13 protein-coding genes are annotated in these 18,437 nt (G+C 68.7%); 5 read left to right on the top strand and 8 right to left on the bottom strand.

Annotation, left to right across the window (positions count from 1 at the left end):
* From malQ to glgB, 5 genes are all read right to left on the bottom strand, one after another.
* Positions 1 to 2,752: 4-alpha-glucanotransferase (gene malQ, locus H0U68_RS21050; RefSeq protein WP_296358858.1), on the bottom strand; the 2,752-nt coding region annotated here is incomplete at its 3' end.
* Complete coding sequence (treZ, locus tag H0U68_RS21045; protein WP_296358857.1) at positions 2,749 to 4,581, bottom strand: malto-oligosyltrehalose trehalohydrolase; 1,833 nt, start codon at positions 4,579 to 4,581, stop codon at positions 2,749 to 2,751. The genes treZ and malQ, both read right to left, overlap by 4 nt.
* A 4-nt stretch (positions 4,582 to 4,585) precedes the next feature.
* Positions 4,586 to 6,775 carry a glycogen debranching protein GlgX gene (gene glgX, locus H0U68_RS21040; RefSeq protein WP_296358856.1) on the bottom strand — a complete coding sequence of 730 codons (2,190 nt, stop codon included), beginning with the start codon at positions 6,773 to 6,775 and terminating at the stop codon, positions 4,586 to 4,588.
* Complete coding sequence (locus H0U68_RS21035; protein WP_365732274.1) at positions 6,772 to 8,067, bottom strand: glucose-1-phosphate adenylyltransferase; 1,296 nt, start codon at positions 8,065 to 8,067, stop codon at positions 6,772 to 6,774. Before H0U68_RS21035 ends, glgX begins: the two co-directional genes overlap by 4 nt.
* Positions 8,054 to 10,006 (bottom strand): 1,4-alpha-glucan branching protein GlgB, encoded by a 1,953-nt coding sequence (glgB, locus tag H0U68_RS21030; RefSeq protein WP_296358855.1) that lies wholly within the window; start codon positions 10,004 to 10,006, stop codon positions 8,054 to 8,056. The genes H0U68_RS21035 and glgB overlap by 14 nt, the downstream gene beginning before the upstream one ends.
* 94 nt (positions 10,007 to 10,100) lie before the next feature.
* Here glgB and H0U68_RS21025 point away from each other — a divergent pair, with 94 nt between their 5' ends.
* The 5 genes from H0U68_RS21025 to H0U68_RS21005 all read left to right on the top strand — a co-directional run bounded on the left by H0U68_RS21025 (position 10,101) and on the right by H0U68_RS21005 (position 16,342).
* A complete protein-coding gene (locus tag H0U68_RS21025; RefSeq protein ID WP_365732273.1) occupies positions 10,101 to 11,360 on the top strand; it encodes a GAF domain-containing sensor histidine kinase in 1,260 nt (419 codons plus the stop codon).
* A gap of 77 nt (positions 11,361 to 11,437) precedes the next feature.
* A complete protein-coding gene (locus tag H0U68_RS21020) occupies positions 11,438 to 13,099 on the top strand; it encodes a hypothetical protein (protein WP_296358854.1) in 1,662 nt (553 codons plus the stop codon).
* A gap of 108 nt (positions 13,100 to 13,207) precedes the next feature.
* On the top strand, positions 13,208 to 14,869 hold the full coding sequence (locus H0U68_RS21015; protein WP_296358853.1) for a hypothetical protein: 1,662 nt from the start codon (positions 13,208 to 13,210) through the stop codon (positions 14,867 to 14,869).
* Between the two features lie 84 nt (positions 14,870 to 14,953).
* A complete protein-coding gene (locus tag H0U68_RS21010) occupies positions 14,954 to 15,685 on the top strand; it encodes an SDR family oxidoreductase (RefSeq protein WP_296358852.1) in 732 nt (243 codons plus the stop codon).
* Positions 15,686 to 15,709: 24 nt separating this feature from the next.
* Positions 15,710 to 16,342, top strand: a complete 633-nt coding sequence (locus tag H0U68_RS21005; RefSeq protein ID WP_296358851.1) for a 2-hydroxychromene-2-carboxylate isomerase — start codon at positions 15,710 to 15,712, stop codon at positions 16,340 to 16,342.
* Here H0U68_RS21005 and H0U68_RS21000 read toward each other — a convergent pair.
* The 3 genes from H0U68_RS21000 to H0U68_RS20990 form a co-directional block, all read right to left on the bottom strand.
* Entirely contained in the window at positions 16,319 to 16,870 is a 552-nt protein-coding gene (locus H0U68_RS21000; RefSeq protein WP_296358850.1) for a helix-turn-helix domain-containing protein, read from the bottom strand. The genes H0U68_RS21005 and H0U68_RS21000 overlap by 24 nt on opposite strands.
* A 15-nt stretch (positions 16,871 to 16,885) precedes the next feature.
* Positions 16,886 to 17,242: a hypothetical protein gene (locus H0U68_RS20995; protein WP_296358849.1), complete on the bottom strand. Its 357-nt coding sequence runs from the start codon at positions 17,240 to 17,242 to the stop codon at positions 16,886 to 16,888.
* Between the two features lie 377 nt (positions 17,243 to 17,619).
* A complete protein-coding gene (locus tag H0U68_RS20990) occupies positions 17,620 to 18,252 on the bottom strand; it encodes a ProQ/FINO family protein (protein WP_296358848.1) in 633 nt (210 codons plus the stop codon).
* Between the last annotated feature and the right edge of the window lie 185 nt (positions 18,253 to 18,437).

Below are 18,437 nucleotides of genomic sequence, written 5' to 3'. Positions count from 1 at the left end.
CGGCGTGGCTGTCGCCCTCGCTGTCGTCGCGCGCGGCCGGCGCCGGCAACGCGGCGAAGATGTCCGGGTAGTGGCTGGGATCGATCGGGAAGCGGTGGTTCCAATAGCGCAGGCCGAACTCGCCGCTCTGCGCGTTGAAATGCAGCTGGATCTCGCCGGCTTCCAGCACGCGGCCGTAGTGGTCGCCCAGCACCGGCAGTAGCAGCCGGCCGGCCATCTCGGGCGCGGCCGGTTCCCATTCGATGTCGAAGGTCTGCGCATGCGCCGAGGCGCGGCCGTGCTCCAGCACGTCCAGCCACCAGCCGTTGTCGGCCTCCAGGACGCCCATGTGATTGGGCACGATGTCCAGGATCTGCCCCATGCCGTGGCGCTTGAGCGCCTGGCACAGCTTCACGTGCGCCGCGGCGTCGCCCACTTCCGGGTTCACCGCGCTGTGGTCCACGATGTCGTAGCCGTGCGTGCTGCCGGGGCGCGCGCGCAGGTACGGCGAGCTGTACAGGTGGCTGATGCCCAGCGCGTGCAGGTAGGGCAGCGCGCGGGCCATGTGCTCGAACGTGAAGTCCTTGTGGAACTGCACGCGGTAGGTGCTGCCGGGCACGGCCGCGGTGTCCAGCGGCGCAACGTCGTCCTGCGTGGACACGCCCGATGCGGGACCGCTGCGCTCGGCGCGCAGCACGGCCGCCAGCGAGCCCCAGCGTGCGTCGCTGGCGAGTTCTTCCACACCCACGGCCAGTTTGCGGCGCCAGTTCGGGAAGCGGTCTTCGGTGGTGCCGGGCACGTTGACCTGCAGCACCTGGCCGGTCACGTCTTCCAGCTGCACGCCGACCAGCCAGCACGGCGTGCGGGCCAGGTACGCATACACCGCGTCGACGAACGGCTGCGTGGCATCGGGCAGCGAGGTCGGCTGCACGCTGGTGCCCTCGGGCAGCAGGCCATCGTGCTGCAGCGCGAGCAGCAGGCGCGCGCGGTCCTGCGCGCGCGACAGCACCTGCTCTTCGTGCGCGGCCTGGTCGGGGTAGAGCGACAGCCTGGCCGACAGCTCGATGTCCTCGCCCAGCCAGAAGCCGCGCAGGGTCGGCAGATCGTGCGTGCTGACCACGGCCAGCGCCTGCGGGTGCCATTGCGCTGGCGGGCGGAAGCTGCCGTCCTCGGCGCGCTCGAACAGCAGCGGGCGGTACGACAGCAGCCGGCCTTCGCGCATGGCGTCGCGCATGCGGGGCGCCACCACGCCCAGGTCTTCGCCGATCACCATGCATTCGTGGCGGTGGCTCTCCAGCGCCAGCACGCCCAGCAGGTCCTCCAGCGGATAGCTCACGTAGGTGCCGCCGTTGCCGCCGGTCCAGAACAGGCGCATCAGCGCCATCACGTGGTCCAGCCGCAGCGCGCCGCAGTGGCGCATGTTGGCGCGCACCGTGTCGATGAAGGGCTGCAGCCGTGCGGCGCGCAACTGGCGCGGGCTCCACGGCGGCAGGCCCCAGTCCTGTCCCAGCGCGTTCAGCGCGTCGGGCGGCGCGCCGGCGCGCATGCCCTGCGCGAACAGCGTGGGCTGCATCCAGGTTTCCGCGCCGCCGCCGTTCACGCCCACCGCCAGGTCGCAGTACAGGCCGATGCCCATCCCGCGGCTGCGCGCGTAGCGCTGGGCCGATTCCAGCTGCAGCTCGGCCAGCCATTGCAGCCAGAAGCGGTAGGCGATGGCCGAGGCGTGCTCGCGCTCGAATCGCGCGACGGCTTCGCCCGCGGGATCGCGGTACTGCCCGGGCCAGGCCGGCCAGCCCCACACGCCCGGATCGGCCGCATGCAGGTGCGCCTGCAGCGCCTCGAACACGGCATGCCGCCCCAGCGTGCCCGCGCGCTCGCGCATGAAGGCCTGGAAGTGCGCGCCGCGCGACTGCTCGGCGCGCCACTCGTGCTGTTCGAAGTGCTGCCACAGCAGCGCCAGGATCTCGTTCTTGGCGGCGGCCACGCCTTCGTAGTCCACCAGCTCGGACTCGCGCAGCGCGCGCAGCCTCTCCTGGAATTCCTCGGACTGCAGCTTGCGCTGCGCCTCCTCGCCGCCGCCGAGCTCCACCAGGCTTTGCACGTCCAGGTAGATCGGGTTCAGCGCATTGCGGCTGGACGGGCTGTACGGGCTGGCGCTGCCCGGGTTGTGCGGGAACAGCGCATGCAGTGGGCTCAGGCCGATGAACGACGCGCCCTGCTGCGCGGCGGCGTCCACCAGCCGCCGCAGGTCGCCGAAGTCGCCGATGCCCCAGTTGCGCGACGAGCGCAGCGCATACAGCTGGATGGTGCAGCCCCACCAGCGCGCGCCTTCCTCCAGCGCGGGCGCCACCCAGCACTGGCGCGGCGCCACGGCCAGGCGGCACCAGTCGCCGGTGCCGGCGATGGACAGCCGGTAATAGCCCTCGGCCAGCGTGCCGGGCAAAGCGATGACGCTCTGGCCGTGCTCGTTGCCGATGTCGCCGCCATGCAGCGGCGGGGTAGTGGCTGCCGCCTGTTCGCTGTGCAGTTCCCACTGCCCGCCCAGATGGCCGTGCCAGCGCAGGGCGATGGCTTCGCCCTGCCGCGCCACGTGCACCGGCGGCAGGCCCTTGTCCGCGGCCGGCGCATCGTCCTCGCGCACGCCCATGGCGTCGAGCGCCTGCCGCAGCACATGGTCGCCCACGCGCTCCTCGCGACCCCAGAAGTTGGTGTAGCTGTCAGCCACGCCGTGCCGCGCGGCGCGGTCGGCCAGTGCCTGCGATGCGGTGTTCACAGCGTGATCTCCTCGCCCAGGGTCCAGCGCGCGGCCCAGGCCGGCCACCGGCCCGCGGGCGTGCCGGCCGGCCAGTTGTGGACGAACACGGCTCGCTCTTCCACCGGGCCCGCGTGCTGCTCGGACACCTGCAGCGGCTGCGCCGACAGGTTGAGTTCAAGGCACAGCATCCGGCCGTCGGTGTAGCGCCACTGCACCAGGATGCCGCCGTCGCCGACGCGCTGGCTGGTGTGCTGCCCGTGCGCCAGCAGTTCCTGGCGCGGCGTGATCCATTGCGCGCGCGCGGCCAGCGCGCCGCGCACCAGCGCCAGCCAGCGCTGGCCGTCTTCGGTGTCCGCGCGTGCCGTGTCCGGCCGGCTTGCAGCGAAGGTGTCGGCGCTGCAGGGGTCGGGCAGCGGCACGCTGGTGGTGTCCACGTGGCCGAACTCGCGCTTGCGCCCTTCGCGCACGGCGTCGCGCAGCTCGCCCTGCCAGTCCGCGAAATACAGGAAAGGCTCAGGCGCGCCGAATTCCTCACCGAAGAACAGCATGGGGATGGCGGGCGTGAGCAGGGCCAGCAGCGTCGCCAGCGGCGCGGCCTCGGGCGGCAACAGCTGCGCCAGCCGCTCGCCGCGCGCACGGTTGCCGACCTGGTCGTGGTTGTGCGCGAAGTTGACCAGCGCCGACAGCGGCTGCGCCGGCGCGGGCTGGATGTGTTCGCGCGCGCCACCGGGCTTGCGCGGCGAATGTGCGAACAGCATGCCGTGGCTCAGCGCGCGTGCCAGCAGGTCCAGCGGGCCGTCGCCGTAGTCGTGGTAATAGCCGGAGGTCTCGCCGGTCAGCGCCACGTGCAGCACGTGGTGGAAGTCGTCGTTCCATTGCGCGTCGTACAGGCCGGCTTCCGGCCGCGGCGCCAGCCACTGGTGGCCGTTGCGCTCGTTCTCCAGCACCAGGTGCACGTGGCGGCCCTGCGTGGCGCCGCGCACGGCGCGCGAGATGGCGTCCAGGATGTGCGGGCTGCCGTGGTCCACGATGGCGTGCACCGCGTCCAGCCGCAGGCCGTCGACCTGGAACTCGATCACCCAGTACAGCGCGTTGTGGATGAAGAAGTCGCGCACCGTGCGGCTGTTCGGGCCGTCGTAGTTGATGGCCGCGCCCCAGGGGCTATCGTGCGTCTTGGAGAAGAACTGCGGCGCGTAGCCGCCCAGGTAGTTGCCCTCGGGCCCGAAGTGGTTGTAGACCACGTCCACGAACACCATCAGGCCCAGGCGGTGCGCCTGCTGGATGAAATCCTTCAGCTGCTCGGGCGTGCCGTAGGCCGCGTGCGGCGCGAACGGCAGCACGCCGTCATAACCCCAGCCGAAGCGGCCGGGGAAATTTGCCAAGGGCATCAACTCGATGGCCGTGATGCCGAGGTCCTTCAATCCTTGAAGGTGCCGCACCGCCGCGGCGTAGCTGCCTTCGGGCGTGAAGGCGCCAACGTGCAACTCGTACAGCACCACCTCATGCCACGGCCGGCCCCGCCAGCCGTCATCCCAGTCGAACGCCAGCGAATCGACCACGCGGCTGGGCGCGTGCGGCCCTTCCGGGTTATGGCGCGAGGCGGGGTCGGGGACCAGCAGCTTGCCGTCGATGCGCCACTGGTAGGGCGTGCCGGCCACGGCGTCGGACACGGGGCATTCCCACCAGCCCTGCGCGTTGTTCTGTGCCGCAATCAGGCGCGGTGCCTTGTCCGAGCCGTCGTAGACAGCCAGTTCGGCCTGCCTGGCCGCCGGCGCCCACAACCGGAACGTGGCGCCGCCGCCCGCATGCAGGCTGGCGCCGAAAGGCATCTCGTGCGCACAGCGCATCGCTTCACTCCTGGGGAACTTGCGTGAGCAGCGCCATGGAGTGCGATGGCAGCTGCAATGTGCTTTTGGGTGCGTGGCCGCGCGCTTCGTCATCCGCGAAGTGTTCTTCGCTGGTCAGCACGCGCAGCTTCCATTCGCCGGTGTGGCAGGGCACCTCAGGCATGGTGAAGGACACGTCCTCGGCGGTGGCATTGAACACCAGCAGCACCGAGCGGCTGGCGCCCTCGTCCTGCCCAGGTGCGAACTTCGCGTCCAGCACCGTGGCCACGCAGCGCGCGGCGGGGTTGGTCCATTCCTCTTCCGTCATGGGCAGGCCCCACACGCTGTACCAGGCGACGTCGCGGCGTTCCTGCCCGTCAGGCTCGCCGCTCAGCCACTCGTTGCGGCGCAGCACCGGCAGCTCGCGGCGCAGCTGCATCAGCGCCGCGGTGAAGCCGACCAGCGGATCGCTGCGCCGCGCCTCGCTCCAGTCGAACCAGCTGACCGGGTTGTCCTGGCAATAGGCGTTGTTGTTGCCGCCCTGCGTGCGGCTCATCTCATCGCCGCCCAACAACAGCGGCACGCCGCGCGAGCAGAACAGGGTGGTGAGGTAGTTGCGCTTTTGCCGCTCGCGCAGCGCGTTGACGGCTTCGTCGGTGCTCGGGCCTTCGGCGCCGCAGTTCCAGCTGCGGTTGTGGCTCTCGCCGTCGCGGTTTTCCTCGGCGTTGCCTTCGTTGTGCTTGTCGTTGTAGCTCACCAGGTCCTGCAGGGTGAAGCCGTCGTGCACCGTGATGATGTTGACGCTGGCCGACGGCTTGCGGCGCGACGGGCCGTAGACATCGGCCGAGCCGCACAGCACGGCCGCGAAGTCCGGCAGGCTGCCTTCGGTGCCGCGCCAGTAGTCCCGCACGCGGTCGCGGTAGTGGCCGTTCCACTCCGACCAGCCGGCCGGAAAGCCGCCCACCTGGTAGCCGTAGTTGCCCAGGTCCCAGGGTTCGGCGATCAGCTTCACGCGCTTGAGCACGGGGTCCTGCGCCACCGCCGACAAGAGCGGGCTGCGGTGCTCGAAGGCGCCGGAGCCGCTGCGCGCGATGGCGGGCGCCAGGTCGAAGCGGAAGCCGTCCACGTGCATGTCTTCCACCCAGTAGCGCAGGCTGTCCATGATCAGCCGCAGCATCGCGGGATGGCTGCTGTCCAGCGTGTTGCCGGTGCCGGTGAAGTCCACGTAATGGCGGCCGTCTTCGGTCAGCCGGTAGTAGCTGCGGTTGTCGATGCCCTTGAACGACAGGGTGGGGCCCAGGTGGTTGCCTTCGCAGGTGTGGTTGTAGACCACGTCCAGGATCACCTCGATGCCGGCCGCGTGCAGCGCCTTCACCATGCGGCGGAATTCGCTGATGTCGTTGCTGCCGCCGAGATAGCGCGGCTCTGGCGCGAAGAAGCCGATGGAGTTGTAGCCCCAGTAGTTGCCCATGCCCAGGTCGATCAGCCGGCGCTCGTCGTTGAACGCGTGCACCGGCAGCAGCTGCACCGCTGTCACGCCCAGCTTCTTCAAGTGCGCGATGGCGGGTTCTGACGCCAGCCCGGCGAAGGTGCCGCGCTGCGACTGCGGCACCTCTGCCATCTGCATGGTGAAGCCACGCACGTGCACTTCGTAAAACACGCTGTCTTCCATGGGAATGGCGGGGTGCGTGTCGCCTTCCCAGTCGAACGCCGGATCGACCACGACGCACTTGGCCGCGCCCGCGCCGTTGTCCATGGTGTCCATGTGCAGGTCGCGGTCCTCGTGGCCGAGCGGGTAGGCGTATTGCCAGGCCGCGCCGCGCAGCGGCCGGTCGATGGCGCGCGCATACGGGTCCAGCAGCAGCTTGTGCGGATTGCAGCGCAACCCGTTCTCGGGATCGTAGGGACCGTGCACGCGCAGCCCGTACAGCGCGCCGGGCTGCAGGCCGGGCACGAAGCCGTGCCACACGTCGTCGGTGCGTGCTTCCAGCGCCAGGCGGCGCAGCTCGCGCGTGCCGGTGTGGTCGAACAGGCACAACTCCACGCGCTCGGCAACGGCCGAATGCACCGCCACATTCACCCCGCCATCCCGCAGGATCGCGCCCAGCGGCCAGGGCTGCCCCGGCGCGCAGCGCTCGGGCAGCGCCTCGGCGGTGGTGGCGCAGCCGGTGGCTGCTGGCGGCTCGCGGTGCTCGGCGGCGGCGGCCGCCGTCATGCAAGCACCTCCAGCGGCGGCTTCTGCCGGTTGGGTGCGCGGGGCGCGGTAGTGAGGTAGGGCGAACTCACCGTCGCGCGCTGCGGGAAGTAGCCTGCCGGCACCACCACGATGCCGCTGTCGGTGACGTGGAAGCGCCGGCTGTCGCGCTGCAGGTCGTAGCCGATGCGCTCGTCGGGCGGCACGTCGTTGTCCTGGTCGACGATGGCGCGGCGCACGTGGGCGCCGCGGCCGATGCGCGAGCGCTCCATCACGATGCACTGCTCCAGCCGCGCGTTGGGCTCCACCAGCACCGAGCGGCGCAGCATGGCGTGGTCCAGCGTGGCGCCGTCCACGATGCTGCCCGAGCCCACGATGGAGCGGTGAATGATGCCGTTCTCGATCTGGGCGGATTCGGCCTGGTCGGGGCTGGCGTAGATGGGCCAGTGCTTGTTGGTCATGCGGAATTTAGGCGCCGCGCCCAGCGTGTCGAAGTGCGCCTGGAAATACGCGTCGATGGTGCCGACGTCGCGCCAATAGGCCTTCTCTTCATAGGGCTCGGTACCGGGGATGGTGTTGGTGGCGAAATCGTACGCCACCAGCTTGTGGCTCTTCACCATGGAGGGCAGGATGTGCTTGCCGAAGTCGCTGTCGCCGCTTTCGTGCATCTTGCGCAGCTGCTCCAGCAGCACGTCGGCGTTGAAGATGTAGTTGCCCATGGAGGCCAGCGCATGCGTCTGGCTGCCGGGCATGGGGCCGGTGCGGCCGGGCTTTTCCTTGAAATCGACGATGCGGTGGCTGTTGTCGATGTCCACGATGCCGAACTGGTTGCTCTCGGCCAGCGGCACGGGCAGGGTGGCCACGCTGGCGTGCGCGTTGCTGGCAATGTGGAAGTCGATCATCTGCCGCACGTCCATGCGGTAGATGTGGTCGGCGCCGAACACCGCCACGATGTCCGGCTGCATGCTCTCGATCAAATGGATGTTCTGGAACACCGCGTCGGCCGTGCCCTGGAACCAGGCCGGGCCATGGCGCATCTGCGGCGGCACCACGGTGATGAAGTGCTGCGGGATGAAGCGCGCCATGGTCCAGGACTGCCGCACGTGCTCGATCAGCGACTGCGACTTGTACTGCACCAGCAGGTAGATGGAATAGATCTCGCTGTTGACCAGGTTGGACAGCACGAAATCGACGATGCGGTGCTTGCCGTTGAAAGGCACGGCCGGCTTGCAGCGGTCGGCCGTCAGCGGATGCAGGCGCGAGCCTTCGCCGCCGGCCATGATGAAGGCCAGCACGTTCTTATTGGCGGGCATGGGTTGCTCCCGGAATGGTGTTGTTCTGTGAAGGCGGACGGTTCGACAGCAGCAGCGTGCCCAGCGGCGGCACGGTGAGACTGCCGCTGGCGGGCCAGTCGCCCAGCACCTGCGGCTCAGCTTCGATGCGGCCCATGTTGCCCACGCCGCTGCCGCCGTAGGTGCCGGCGTCGCTGTTGAGGAGTTCCCACCAGCTGCCGGCCTCGGGGAAAGCCAGGCGCAGGCCGTGGCGCGGCTCGGCGGTGAGGTTGCACACGGCGACCACCAGTGCGTCGCTGTCGGCGCAGCGGCGCACGAAGGCCAGCACGGTGGGCTCGTGCCGCTCGAAGGCCAGCCAGGCGAAGCCGCGGCCGTCGAAGTCGCTGGCGTGCAGCGCCGGAAGGCGGCGGTACAGCGCATTGAGGTCGGCCAGCCAGCGCGCCACGCCGGCGTGCAGCGGACGCGCCCACAGGTACCAGTCGAGCGTGCGCTCGTGGTGCCATTCCTCGATCTGGCCGAATTCGCCGCCCATGAACAGCAGCTTCTTGCCGGGGTGCGCCCACATCAGGCCGTACAGCGTGCGCAAGCCGGCAAAGCGCTGCCACTCGTCGCCCGGCTGGCGGCCCAGGAGGCTGCCCTTGCCGTAGACGACTTCGTCGTGCGACAGCGGCAGCACGAAGTTCTCGTCGAAGGCATAGACGGCCGAGAAACGGATGTCGTCGCCGTGCCAGTGGCGAAAGAAATGCGGGCGCGACACGTAGCGCAGCGTGTCGTTCATCCAGCCCATGTTCCACTTCATGCCGAAGCCCAGCCCGCCGTCGTGCACCGGCCGGCTGACGCCCGGCCAGGCGGTGGATTCCTCGGCGATCACGTGCACGTCGGGAAAGCGCGCGTACACCGCGCTGTTGAGGTCCTGCAGGAAGCGCTCGGCGTCATGGTTCTGGTTGCCGCCCTGTTCGTTGGGCAGCCACTCGCCCGGCGCGCGCGAGAAATCCAGGTACAGCATGGACGCGACGGCGTCCACGCGCAGGCCGTCGAAGTGGTATTGCTCCAGCCAGAACAGCGCGTTGCTGACCAGGAAGTCGCGTACCTCGTAGCGGCCGTAATTGAAGATCAGGCTGTTCCACTGCGGATGGAAGCCCAGGCGCGGATCGGGGTGCTCGTACAGCGCCGTGCCGTCGAAACGCCCCAGCGCGTGCGCATCGGCCGGGAAGTGCGAACCCACCCAGTCCAGGATGACGCCGATGCCGCGCTGGTGCAGCGCGTCCACCAGCGCCATCAGGTCCTGCGGCGTGCCGTAGCGCGCGGTGGGCGCGAAGTAGCCGGTGCACTGGTAGCCCCACGAACCGTAGAACGGGTGCTCGGCAATGGGCAGCAGTTCGACGTGCGTGAAACCCAGGGCCTCGCAGTGCGCCGCCAGGCGCAGCCCGATGTCGCGGTAATTGAGGAAGTGCCCGTCCTCCTCGCGCTGCCAGGAGCCCAGGTGCACTTCGTAGATGGACATCGGCGCGGCCTGCGACTGGCGCTGTGCGCGCGTGGCCATCCACTCCTGGTCGTTCCATTCGTAGCCCAGGTCCCAGATCTGCGAGGCCGTGCCGGGCGGGTGCTCCATGCGGAAGGCATACGGGTCGGCCTTGTCGAAGCAGTGGCCCTGCGCGTCCTGGATGCGGTATTTGTAGAAGTGGCCGGGCCGGGCGGCGGCGACGAAGCCGCTGAAGCGGCCGGTGCCGTCGGGCAGGCGCTGCAGTTCTTCGCAGTTCCAGCCGTTGAAGCTGCCGATGATGCCGACGCTGCGCGCGTTCGGCGCCCACACGGTGAACCAGGTGCCGCCCGGCGTGGCGTGCGCGCCCATGACTTCGAACTGGCGGTGGTGGTGGCTGGCCGCGCGCTGCACAGCCGGGCTGCCATGCGGCGCTGCTGCTTGATCGGGAGGTTCCGTCTGCGAAAAACTGGGCGTCATTGACCTGGCTCGTGATGAGTCGGCCATTCTGGTTGGGCTTGTATCTGGAACGTGAAGGAAGCTCCGATCACACAACGTAGGTGATGGCCTACGTTTGGAATCAATTGCTGCGGTCAGCGGATGGTGTAATGCGGCAGCACAGCCCATCTTCTCTTCGATCGCCTCAGTGGACGACAGCCCAGACGCCATCACGCGCGACATTGCCGCGATTTCACGGATCAGCTCAGTCCCCTCGCTGCTGCGCATCGTGTGCGACAACACAGGCATGCGGTTCGCAGCCGTGGCGCGCGTGACGGATGGAACCTGGACCGCCTGCGCGGTGGAGGACCGGATCAATTTCGGACTGGTCGCGGGCGGCCAGTTGGACGTGCACACCACGCTGTGCAAGGAAGCGCGCGCTGCCCGGCAGCCGGTGGTGTTCGACCATGCGAGTTGCGATCCGGTCTACAGCAGCCATCACACGCCGCGGCTGTACAACATCGAAAGCTACATCTCCGTACCGATCGTGCGGCCGAACGGCGAGTACTTCGGCAACCTCTGCGCCATCGACACCCGGCCCAACCAGGTTTCCGACCCCAGGACGGTGTCGATGTTCCAGAGCTTCGCCGAACTGATCGGCCGCCAGCTGGACGACGAGCAGCGGCGTGAAGAAGCCGAGTCGGCCCTACTCGATGCCCATGCGACCGCGGAACTGCGGGAGCAGTTCATCGCGGTGCTGGGCCACGATCTGCGCAACCCGCTCGCGTCGGTCGGCGTCATCGGCGAGATCCTGACGCGGCGTACCGAGGAGGGCATTGCCGGCTATGGCAAACGCCTGCGGGCCAACACGCAGCGCATGTCCAGGCTCATCGACGACGTGCTGGATTTCGCCCGCGTCCGCCTGGGCGCGGGCATCGCCATCCACATCGAGCCGGTCACGGACCTGCCGGCCGCGCTGCACCATGTCGTGGCCGAGCTGCAGGATGCGCATCCGCGCTCGGCCATCGTCGAGCGGTACCAGGTGGCGGGACCGGTCGAGTGCGACCTGGGACGCGTGCAGCAACTGCTGTCGAATTTGCTGGGCAATGCGCTGGCCTATGGCGGCACGGCGCAGCCGATCATCATCGAAGCCGCGCTCGACGAGCGCTGGCTCACGGTCGCGGTGTCCAATGGGGGAGACCCCATCACGCCGGCCGATCTCGGCAAGATTTTCGAGCCGTTCTGGCGCCCGGCGGACAGCGCGCCCGGCGGTGGCCTCGGCCTGGGCCTGCACATCTGCGCGCAGATCGTCCGTGCCCATGGCGGAACGCTGCAGGTGAGTTCATCGCAGGAAGCGGGGACTTGTTTCACGGCGAAATTGCCCGTACGCCAATAGGTCGCTTCTCCTACAAACTTCGCACGCTTCCCCGGCGGAACATGGTCGTCTCACTGTTGTGGCACGAGGCGAACACCATGCGCTTGGCAACGCGGCTATTGGGCCTGCTCTGTCTGTCGGCTGCCGGCTTCGTGCCGCAGCTGGCGGCAGCCGAGAAGCAGACCGTCTGCACCATCACCATCAACTCGGCCGACGAGCAGAAGGTGTTCCGCCGCTTCCTGCCGGAAGACAAGTACGAATTCGTGGAACTGGTCGAGCGCAACCGATCCGAATGGCTGGCTTCGGCCTGCCAGGCGAAGGTGTCCTGCGACATGCTCATCGTCTCCGGCCATTACGGCGAGGGCAACGAGTTCTTCGCGGAAGCGCTGGACGTGCGCGATTCACTGTCCATCGCGGAGCTCGAACGCGTCTCCTGTTCGGGGTCGTGCCCGAGCCTGTTCGCCAACCTGAAGGAGGTCTACCTCTTCGGCTGCGACACCATGAACCCGCACGCCCAGCACACGGTCTCGCCGGAGATCGCGCGCAGCTTCGTGCGCGAGGGGCGCTCGCCGGCGGAAGCCGCCAGGCTCGCGCAGTCGCTCGGCGCGCAGCGCGGCGAGAGCAGCCGCGACCGGATGCGGCTGGTGTTCAAGGACGTCCCCGTGATCTACGGCTTTTCCTCGGCGGCGCCGCTCGGCCCGGTGGCGGCGTCTTCGCTGAACCGCTACTTCCAGTCGGCGGGCAGGGCGGACATCGGCACTCGCCGCCCCAGCGGCCGGCTGCTGCAGCAGTTCGCGCAGCAGGGCATGGTGGCGGCGCGCGGCATGTCCGCCGGCGACTCGCTGGCCGCCATGCGCCAGGACGTGTGCATGTTCGCCGACACCCGGCTGCCGGACGCGAAACGGCTTGAGTCGGTACATGAACTCCTGCGCCGGCCGCCAGCGGAATCGCGCCTCCTGCTCGACCGGATCGAGCGGTACGCGGCGGCGCTCGGCCAGGACACGCGGCAGCAGCCCGAGGTGGCGCAGGCACTCGAGCGCATCGTAGGCGACGCGCCCACGCGGGAGCGCTATCTGGCATTCGCCCGCGACGCGGACGAACCCCGCACGCGCTCGCGCATGGTCGACGTCGCGCACACGCTGGGCTGGCTGTCGCGCGACGAGCGCCGCGCCGAACTGGCGGCCACGTTCGGCGGGCTGCTCGCGCGCAAGTCCAGCAGCGGCACGGACGTGGATCTTGCCTGCACCCTGAACAAGAAGCGCGACCTCGACGGCCTGCTGGACGGCGTGGCCGTGCCAGCGCCGCAGCGCGAGGACATCGGCAACGCCGGCATCCTTGCGTGCATGGGCAGCGTCGAAGCGCATGCCCGCGTGCTCAAGGGACTGGTCAGCCCGGCCGATGCGGACGTGCGCATCGCGCAGACCTACCTGGGGCACCGCCCGATCGCGAGCGCGGACGAACTGCGCGCGGTTACGCGCGCGATCACCGGCATGGGCAGCCCCGAAGCGCAGGCGCGCGCGCTGGACACCCTGGGGCGTCACTACCTGGCCGACCGCGAAAGCCTGGACATGCTGAAGAACCTGTTCGCCAGCACCCGCTCGTGGCAGGTGCAGAACGCGATCGCGGGCGTCCTGATCCGCGCCGAACCGGGGGCGCTGGCTGCCGCCGACCTGGTGCGCACGCTGCGTGAACATCGCCTGAAGGCCTCGTCGGGCGACAACATGGTGGACGCGCTGATCCAGCGCCTGAAGCTTTCCTGAGCGTCGGCACGGCGCCTTGACCACAGCGCCTTTACGTAACAAAGGGGGCCGCGGCGCCGGGCTGTGGAATACTCGCGGCGTCGCGCGCAGAGCCGCTGTTCCGCTCCCATGCCCACTCCCAAACCCAACCTCAGCAGGCTAGTCGCCGCGTGCCTGGTGGCCGCCATGGCCCTGCCGGCGCTCGCCGCGCCCAAGACGGTGTGCACGATCACCATCAATTCGCCGGACGAGAAGGAGACGTTTCGCCGCTCCCTGCCGCCCGGCGACTACCAGTTCGTGGAACTGGTCGAGCGCGGCCGGCCCGACTGGCTGGCCTCGGCCTGCCAGCAGCGCGTGAGCTGCGATTCGCTCATCATCTCCGGCCACTTCGACGGCGGCACCGAGTTCTACACCGACCGTCTGGACACGAACGACAACCTCACGGTGGAAGAGATGGAGCGCGCGTCCTGCAGCGACTCCTGCCCCGGCGTGTTCGCGCAGCTGAAAGAGGTCTACCTGTTCGGCTGCAACACCCTGAAGCCGGAGCCTGGGCAGACGCCGGCGGCCGAAGTGCTGCGCAGCCTGCTGCGCGCGGGGCACCAGCCGGCGGAGGCGATGCGCCTGGCGGGCGTGCTGGGCGAACAGCATGCCGAGAGCAACCGCGACCGCATGCGGCACATCTTCAAGGACGTGCCCGTGATCTACGGGTTTTCGTCGAAGGCTCCGCTGGGCCGCTATGCCGGCCCGCTGCTGGACCGCTATTTCGACGGTGTGCCCGCGGGCGAGGTCGGCAGCGGCCGCGCGAGTTCCAAGCTGCTTGCCCTGTTCGCGCCGAGCTCGATGACCGTGACCAGCGGCCTGACGGCCGCGGAGCCGCAGGCCAGCCTGCGCGGCGACGCCTGCCGCTTGCTGGACAACCGGCTGTCGGATGTGCAGAAGGTCGACTTCATGCACCAGGTGCTGCAGCGCGACATGGCGGAAGTCCGGATGTTCCTTGGCCACCTGGAGCGCTTCATGGCGGCCATCGGGCCGGCCCAGCGCACGAAGCCGGCGACCGCCGCGGCGTTCACGGCGATCGCCGCGGACGTCGCTGCGCGCGAGCGCTACATGGTCGTCGCGCGCGACGCCGAGGAACCCCCCGCGCGGGTGCGCATGATGGCGCTGGCGCGCGGCCTCGGGTGGCTTTCGCCGGCACAGGAGCATGCCGAATTCATGCGCATGCTGGCGGATCGGATCAAGCGGGATGTCGTCGGCACGGACGAAGTGGACCTCGCTTGCGCGCGCGGGCCGGCGCAGGACGATCCCGCGTTGCAGCCGCTGGCGGCCGACGCGCTGAAGTCCGGCCGGGTGACGGCGATCGCCGCGGCGGCTTGCCTGGGCAGCACCGATGCGCATGCGCGCGTGCTGCGTGCACTGACGAGCGCGAAGGCCGAGGACATCGCCGTCGCGCAGGCGTACCTGCGGCACCGGCCGCTTGCCAATGTGGGCGAGCTGCGCGCGGCTGCATCGGCCATCGGCCGCATGCCCAGCGGCGAGGCACAGGTGCGCGCCCTGGAGGCACTGGCCCAGCAGCGCGTGGCCGACGCCGACAGCCTGCGCGACGTCGTGCGCCTGTTCCCGCGCGCCAGGTCGCTGCAAGTGCAGCGCGCGATTGCCGCCGTGCTGATCCGCGCCGACCATCGCCTGCTGGGGCAGCCGGACCTGGCGCAGTCGCTCAGGCAGCACCGCTTGAAGTCCCCCGACGGCGAGGACGTGATCGACGCGCTGATCCGCATGCTCCAGGCGGGGTAGCCGAGCAGCCCACGCGACAGGCCGCCCGCGGCACCGGCGCTATGCTGCCCGCACGCGTGGCCGCGGCTTCGCGAAGGAGCTCGCATGGACCCGAACAAGAAAGCCATCCTCGTCATCGGCGCGGGTGATGCCACCGGTGGCGCCATCGCGCGGCGCTTTGCCAGGGAAGGCTATGTCGCCTGCGTCACGCGGCGCAGCGCGGACAAGCTGGCACCGCTGGTCGAGCAGATCCGCGCGGCCGGCGGCGAAGCCCATGGCTTCGGCAGCGACGCGCGCAAGGAAGACGAGATGGTCGCCCTGGTGCAGAAGATCGAGGCCGAGATCGCACCGATCGAGGTGGCGGTGTTCAACATCGGCGCCAACGTGCGCTTCGGCATTGCCGACACCACGGCGCGCGTGTACTTCAAGGTCTGGGAGATGGCCTGCTTCGCCGGCTTCCTGATGGGGCGCGAAGCGGCCAAGGCCATGGTGCCGCGCGGCCGCGGCACCATCATCTTCACCGGCGCCACCGCCAGCCTGCGCGGCCGGGAGGGCTTCGCCGCGTTCGCGGGTGCAAAGCACGCGCTGCGTGCGCTGGCGCAAAGCATGGCGCGCGAGCTGTGGCCCCAGGGCATCCACGTGGCGCACCCGATTGTGGACGGCGCGATCGACACAGAATTCATCCGCAGCAACTTTCCCGAGCGCTATGCCAGGAAGGAGCAGGACGGCATCGTCAACCCGGAGCACATCGCCGATTTGTATTGGCAGCTGCACATGCAGCCGCGCGATGCGTGGACGCACGAGCCGGACATCCGCCCGTGGATGGAGCCCTGGTAGCCACACCTGAGAGAGGAGACAGACATGACGACCACCACCGTGCAATTCCTGTTCGACTTCGGCAGCCTGAACGCATATCTCAGCCACAAGATGATCCCGCAGATCGAGGCGCGCACGGGCGCGACATTCGAGTACGTGCCGATTTTGCTGGGAGGCTTGTTCAAGCTGGCGAACAACCGATCGCCGATGGAGGCGTATGCCGGCATCCCGAACAAGCTGGCCTACGAGCACGTGGAAATCGACCGCTTCGTGCGCAGGCACGGGCTCACCGCATTCAAGTGGAACCCGTTCTTTCCAGTGAACACGCTGCAGATCATGCGCGGCGCGGTGGCGGCCCAGACGCTGGGGTGCTACCCAGCGTATGTGGACGTGGTGTTCGCGGCGCTGTGGGAGCGCGAGAAGAACATGGGGGATCCGGAGGTCGCCGCGGCGGAACTGCAGGGGGCGGGGCTGGATGCCGAGGCGCTGCTGGCGGCCATGCAGGACGCAACGGTGAAAGGCCGGTTGCTGGCGAACACGCAGGAGGTGCACGCCCGCGGGGCGTTCGGGTCGCCGACGTTCTTCGTGGGGGACGAGATGTTCTTTGGGAAGGACCGATTGGGGGATGTGGAGGAGGAGATCCGCGGAGAGTCTTTACGGGCAGCAAGAGCGCACTGACAACCCCTGTGGCGCCGCAGGTGCCGATGGGCTTGCTGCTGCTGCTGCTGCTGCTGCTGGTGCTGGTGCTGGTGCTGGTGCTGGTGCTGGTGCTGGTGCTGGTGCTGGTGCTGGTGCGGTCAACTCTTCAAGAATCGTGCAGTCGATTGCCGGACCGCCTGCGCACGCCGTGTTGCAACTGCAGACGAACCGGGAGAGGCTCGCCTCCAGCGCCTGCAGTTCAACAAGCTTCTTCTGCACCTCGACCAGGTGCGCCTGGGCGATATCCCTCACCTCAACGCAGTCCCGCTCCGGCTGGTCGATCAGGCCCACGAGTTCGCGAACATGGTCCAGGCTGAAGCCGAACTCGCGGCATCTGCGAACGAAGGCCAGTCGCCGGATGGCGGCCTCGTCGTAGTGCCGCTGATTGCCGTCGGTGCGAGGCGCCGGTGGCAGCAGTCCGACCTCTTCGTAGTACCGGATGGTCGGCACGCTGCAGCCGGTCTGCTTGGATGCGGCACCGATGGAGTTGGCGAGAACTGAGCTCATGGCCACATCGTAAGCTCAGGTGCAAGAAGGGCAGCAAGGGCGAGACGGCGCCTTGCTGTTGGCGACCGGCATGAACTGGGCAAAAAGCCATTCCGCGGCAGGTCCGACACCGTCGGGCGCCGTGATGGTCAGTGCCACTTGGCCGTTTCCTTCCTGCACGTCGAACTTCAGGAACCGGCAGCAGTCTTGTTCCAGGCCGACCACGGCCTTCACTTCCGCTGCTGCGTCCGCGCGGTAGGCGAGGCGCAGAACGTTTCCTTCCAACTGGTGCGACTGCAAGCTGCTGTCAGCCAGTCGGCGCAGGCGCTCCAGGCGCGGCCCCATCTCGTGGAATTCGAGAGTGCAGGCAATGGGTGGGGCTGCGGGGGCCATGTCAGCAACTCCCCGCACTGCAGGAGGATTGGGCGCTCATCGGCGCTTCGGAGCAAGCGCACACGCTTTCGGCCGGACGACGCCTCTGCCAGAAGAAAGCGCCAATGGCGGCCAATATCGCCGCGGCCGCAATGCCGGCGGCAGAAAGGACCGTGCCAGGATAGATGGCGAGGGCGCCGGACGCGCCACCCGCGAGAACGGCGAACATGCCAGCGAGCGGGACAGAGCAGCAAACCGCGCAGGCGCCGCCAAGCCCGACCAATATTTTCCAGTGTTTCATGCGCACCTTCGGTGACGTGGGCAACTTCGCCCACACCCCAACTCTGGGACCTCAAGCGGCTTGAGGGTCAAGTGCCTTGCACGAAAAACCGCAACGCCTACACGAGCAGCTGTTCGGCCTCCGCCACAGGCAATCCATACATCTGGGCGAAGTCGGCCACGCTCGCGCCGCTTGCCTTGAATGCTCTTTGCAGGGCTTCGCGGCGCGCATGTTTCTGCGCCACGGCCGAGAGGGCCTCTTCCAGGATCGATTGCAGCTGGTCATCCGAGGGGGTAAAGCGCTCGCGGTAATCTTCGCGGCTCAGCGCCGAGGCCTCGATCGCATTCACCAGTTGCTGGACAGCCTGCGTGCGCGCCTGGTCCAGCGCCTTGCCGCTGCGGCGTTTGTACAGCTCCAGGATCGCGTGATGCACGTGCTCGGGCGCCACGGGCTCCACCGGCTGGGCCTGGAGGTCGTGGCGGGCCAGGCCCGAGGCCAGCGCTTCGATGTAGCGTGTCGAGCGCGTGTGCAGTCCCAGCGCCACCTTTAGCTCGGCCGCGGGAAGCTCTTGCGGGTGTGCCGCCACAAGCTCCTGGAAAACGCCGAGCTTGAGTGGAAGGAACCGGGCACCGAACAGCCGCGGGTACAGCGCGAACAACTTGTGGAGGAGGGGATGCGTCGGGCGAGCCGCCTTTCGTCCCCGGGCGTGGGTGCGTTGGGGGGCCGGCGTGATGGGCAAGTCTTGGGTCATGTTCTTTGTAAGTCGGCGCGCGCAATCGGCGTGGCATCGCTTCGGGGAGCCCTGCATCCTAGTGTAGTGCGCGCGAATTAGTTAAACTTTCGCTCGAAGGCATACTCCGATGGCCAAGGGGGTGTGATGCCATGCGGGTCGCCAAGTCGATTGAGCTGGATGGGCAGACGCAGCAGGAGCTTCGA

Source organism: Ramlibacter sp. (assembly GCF_013697775.1).
GTDB lineage: Bacteria > Pseudomonadota > Gammaproteobacteria > Burkholderiales > Burkholderiaceae_C > Ramlibacter.
The sequence above is the reverse complement of the archived record's forward strand: the minus strand, read 5'-3'. Positions and strand labels throughout refer to the sequence as shown.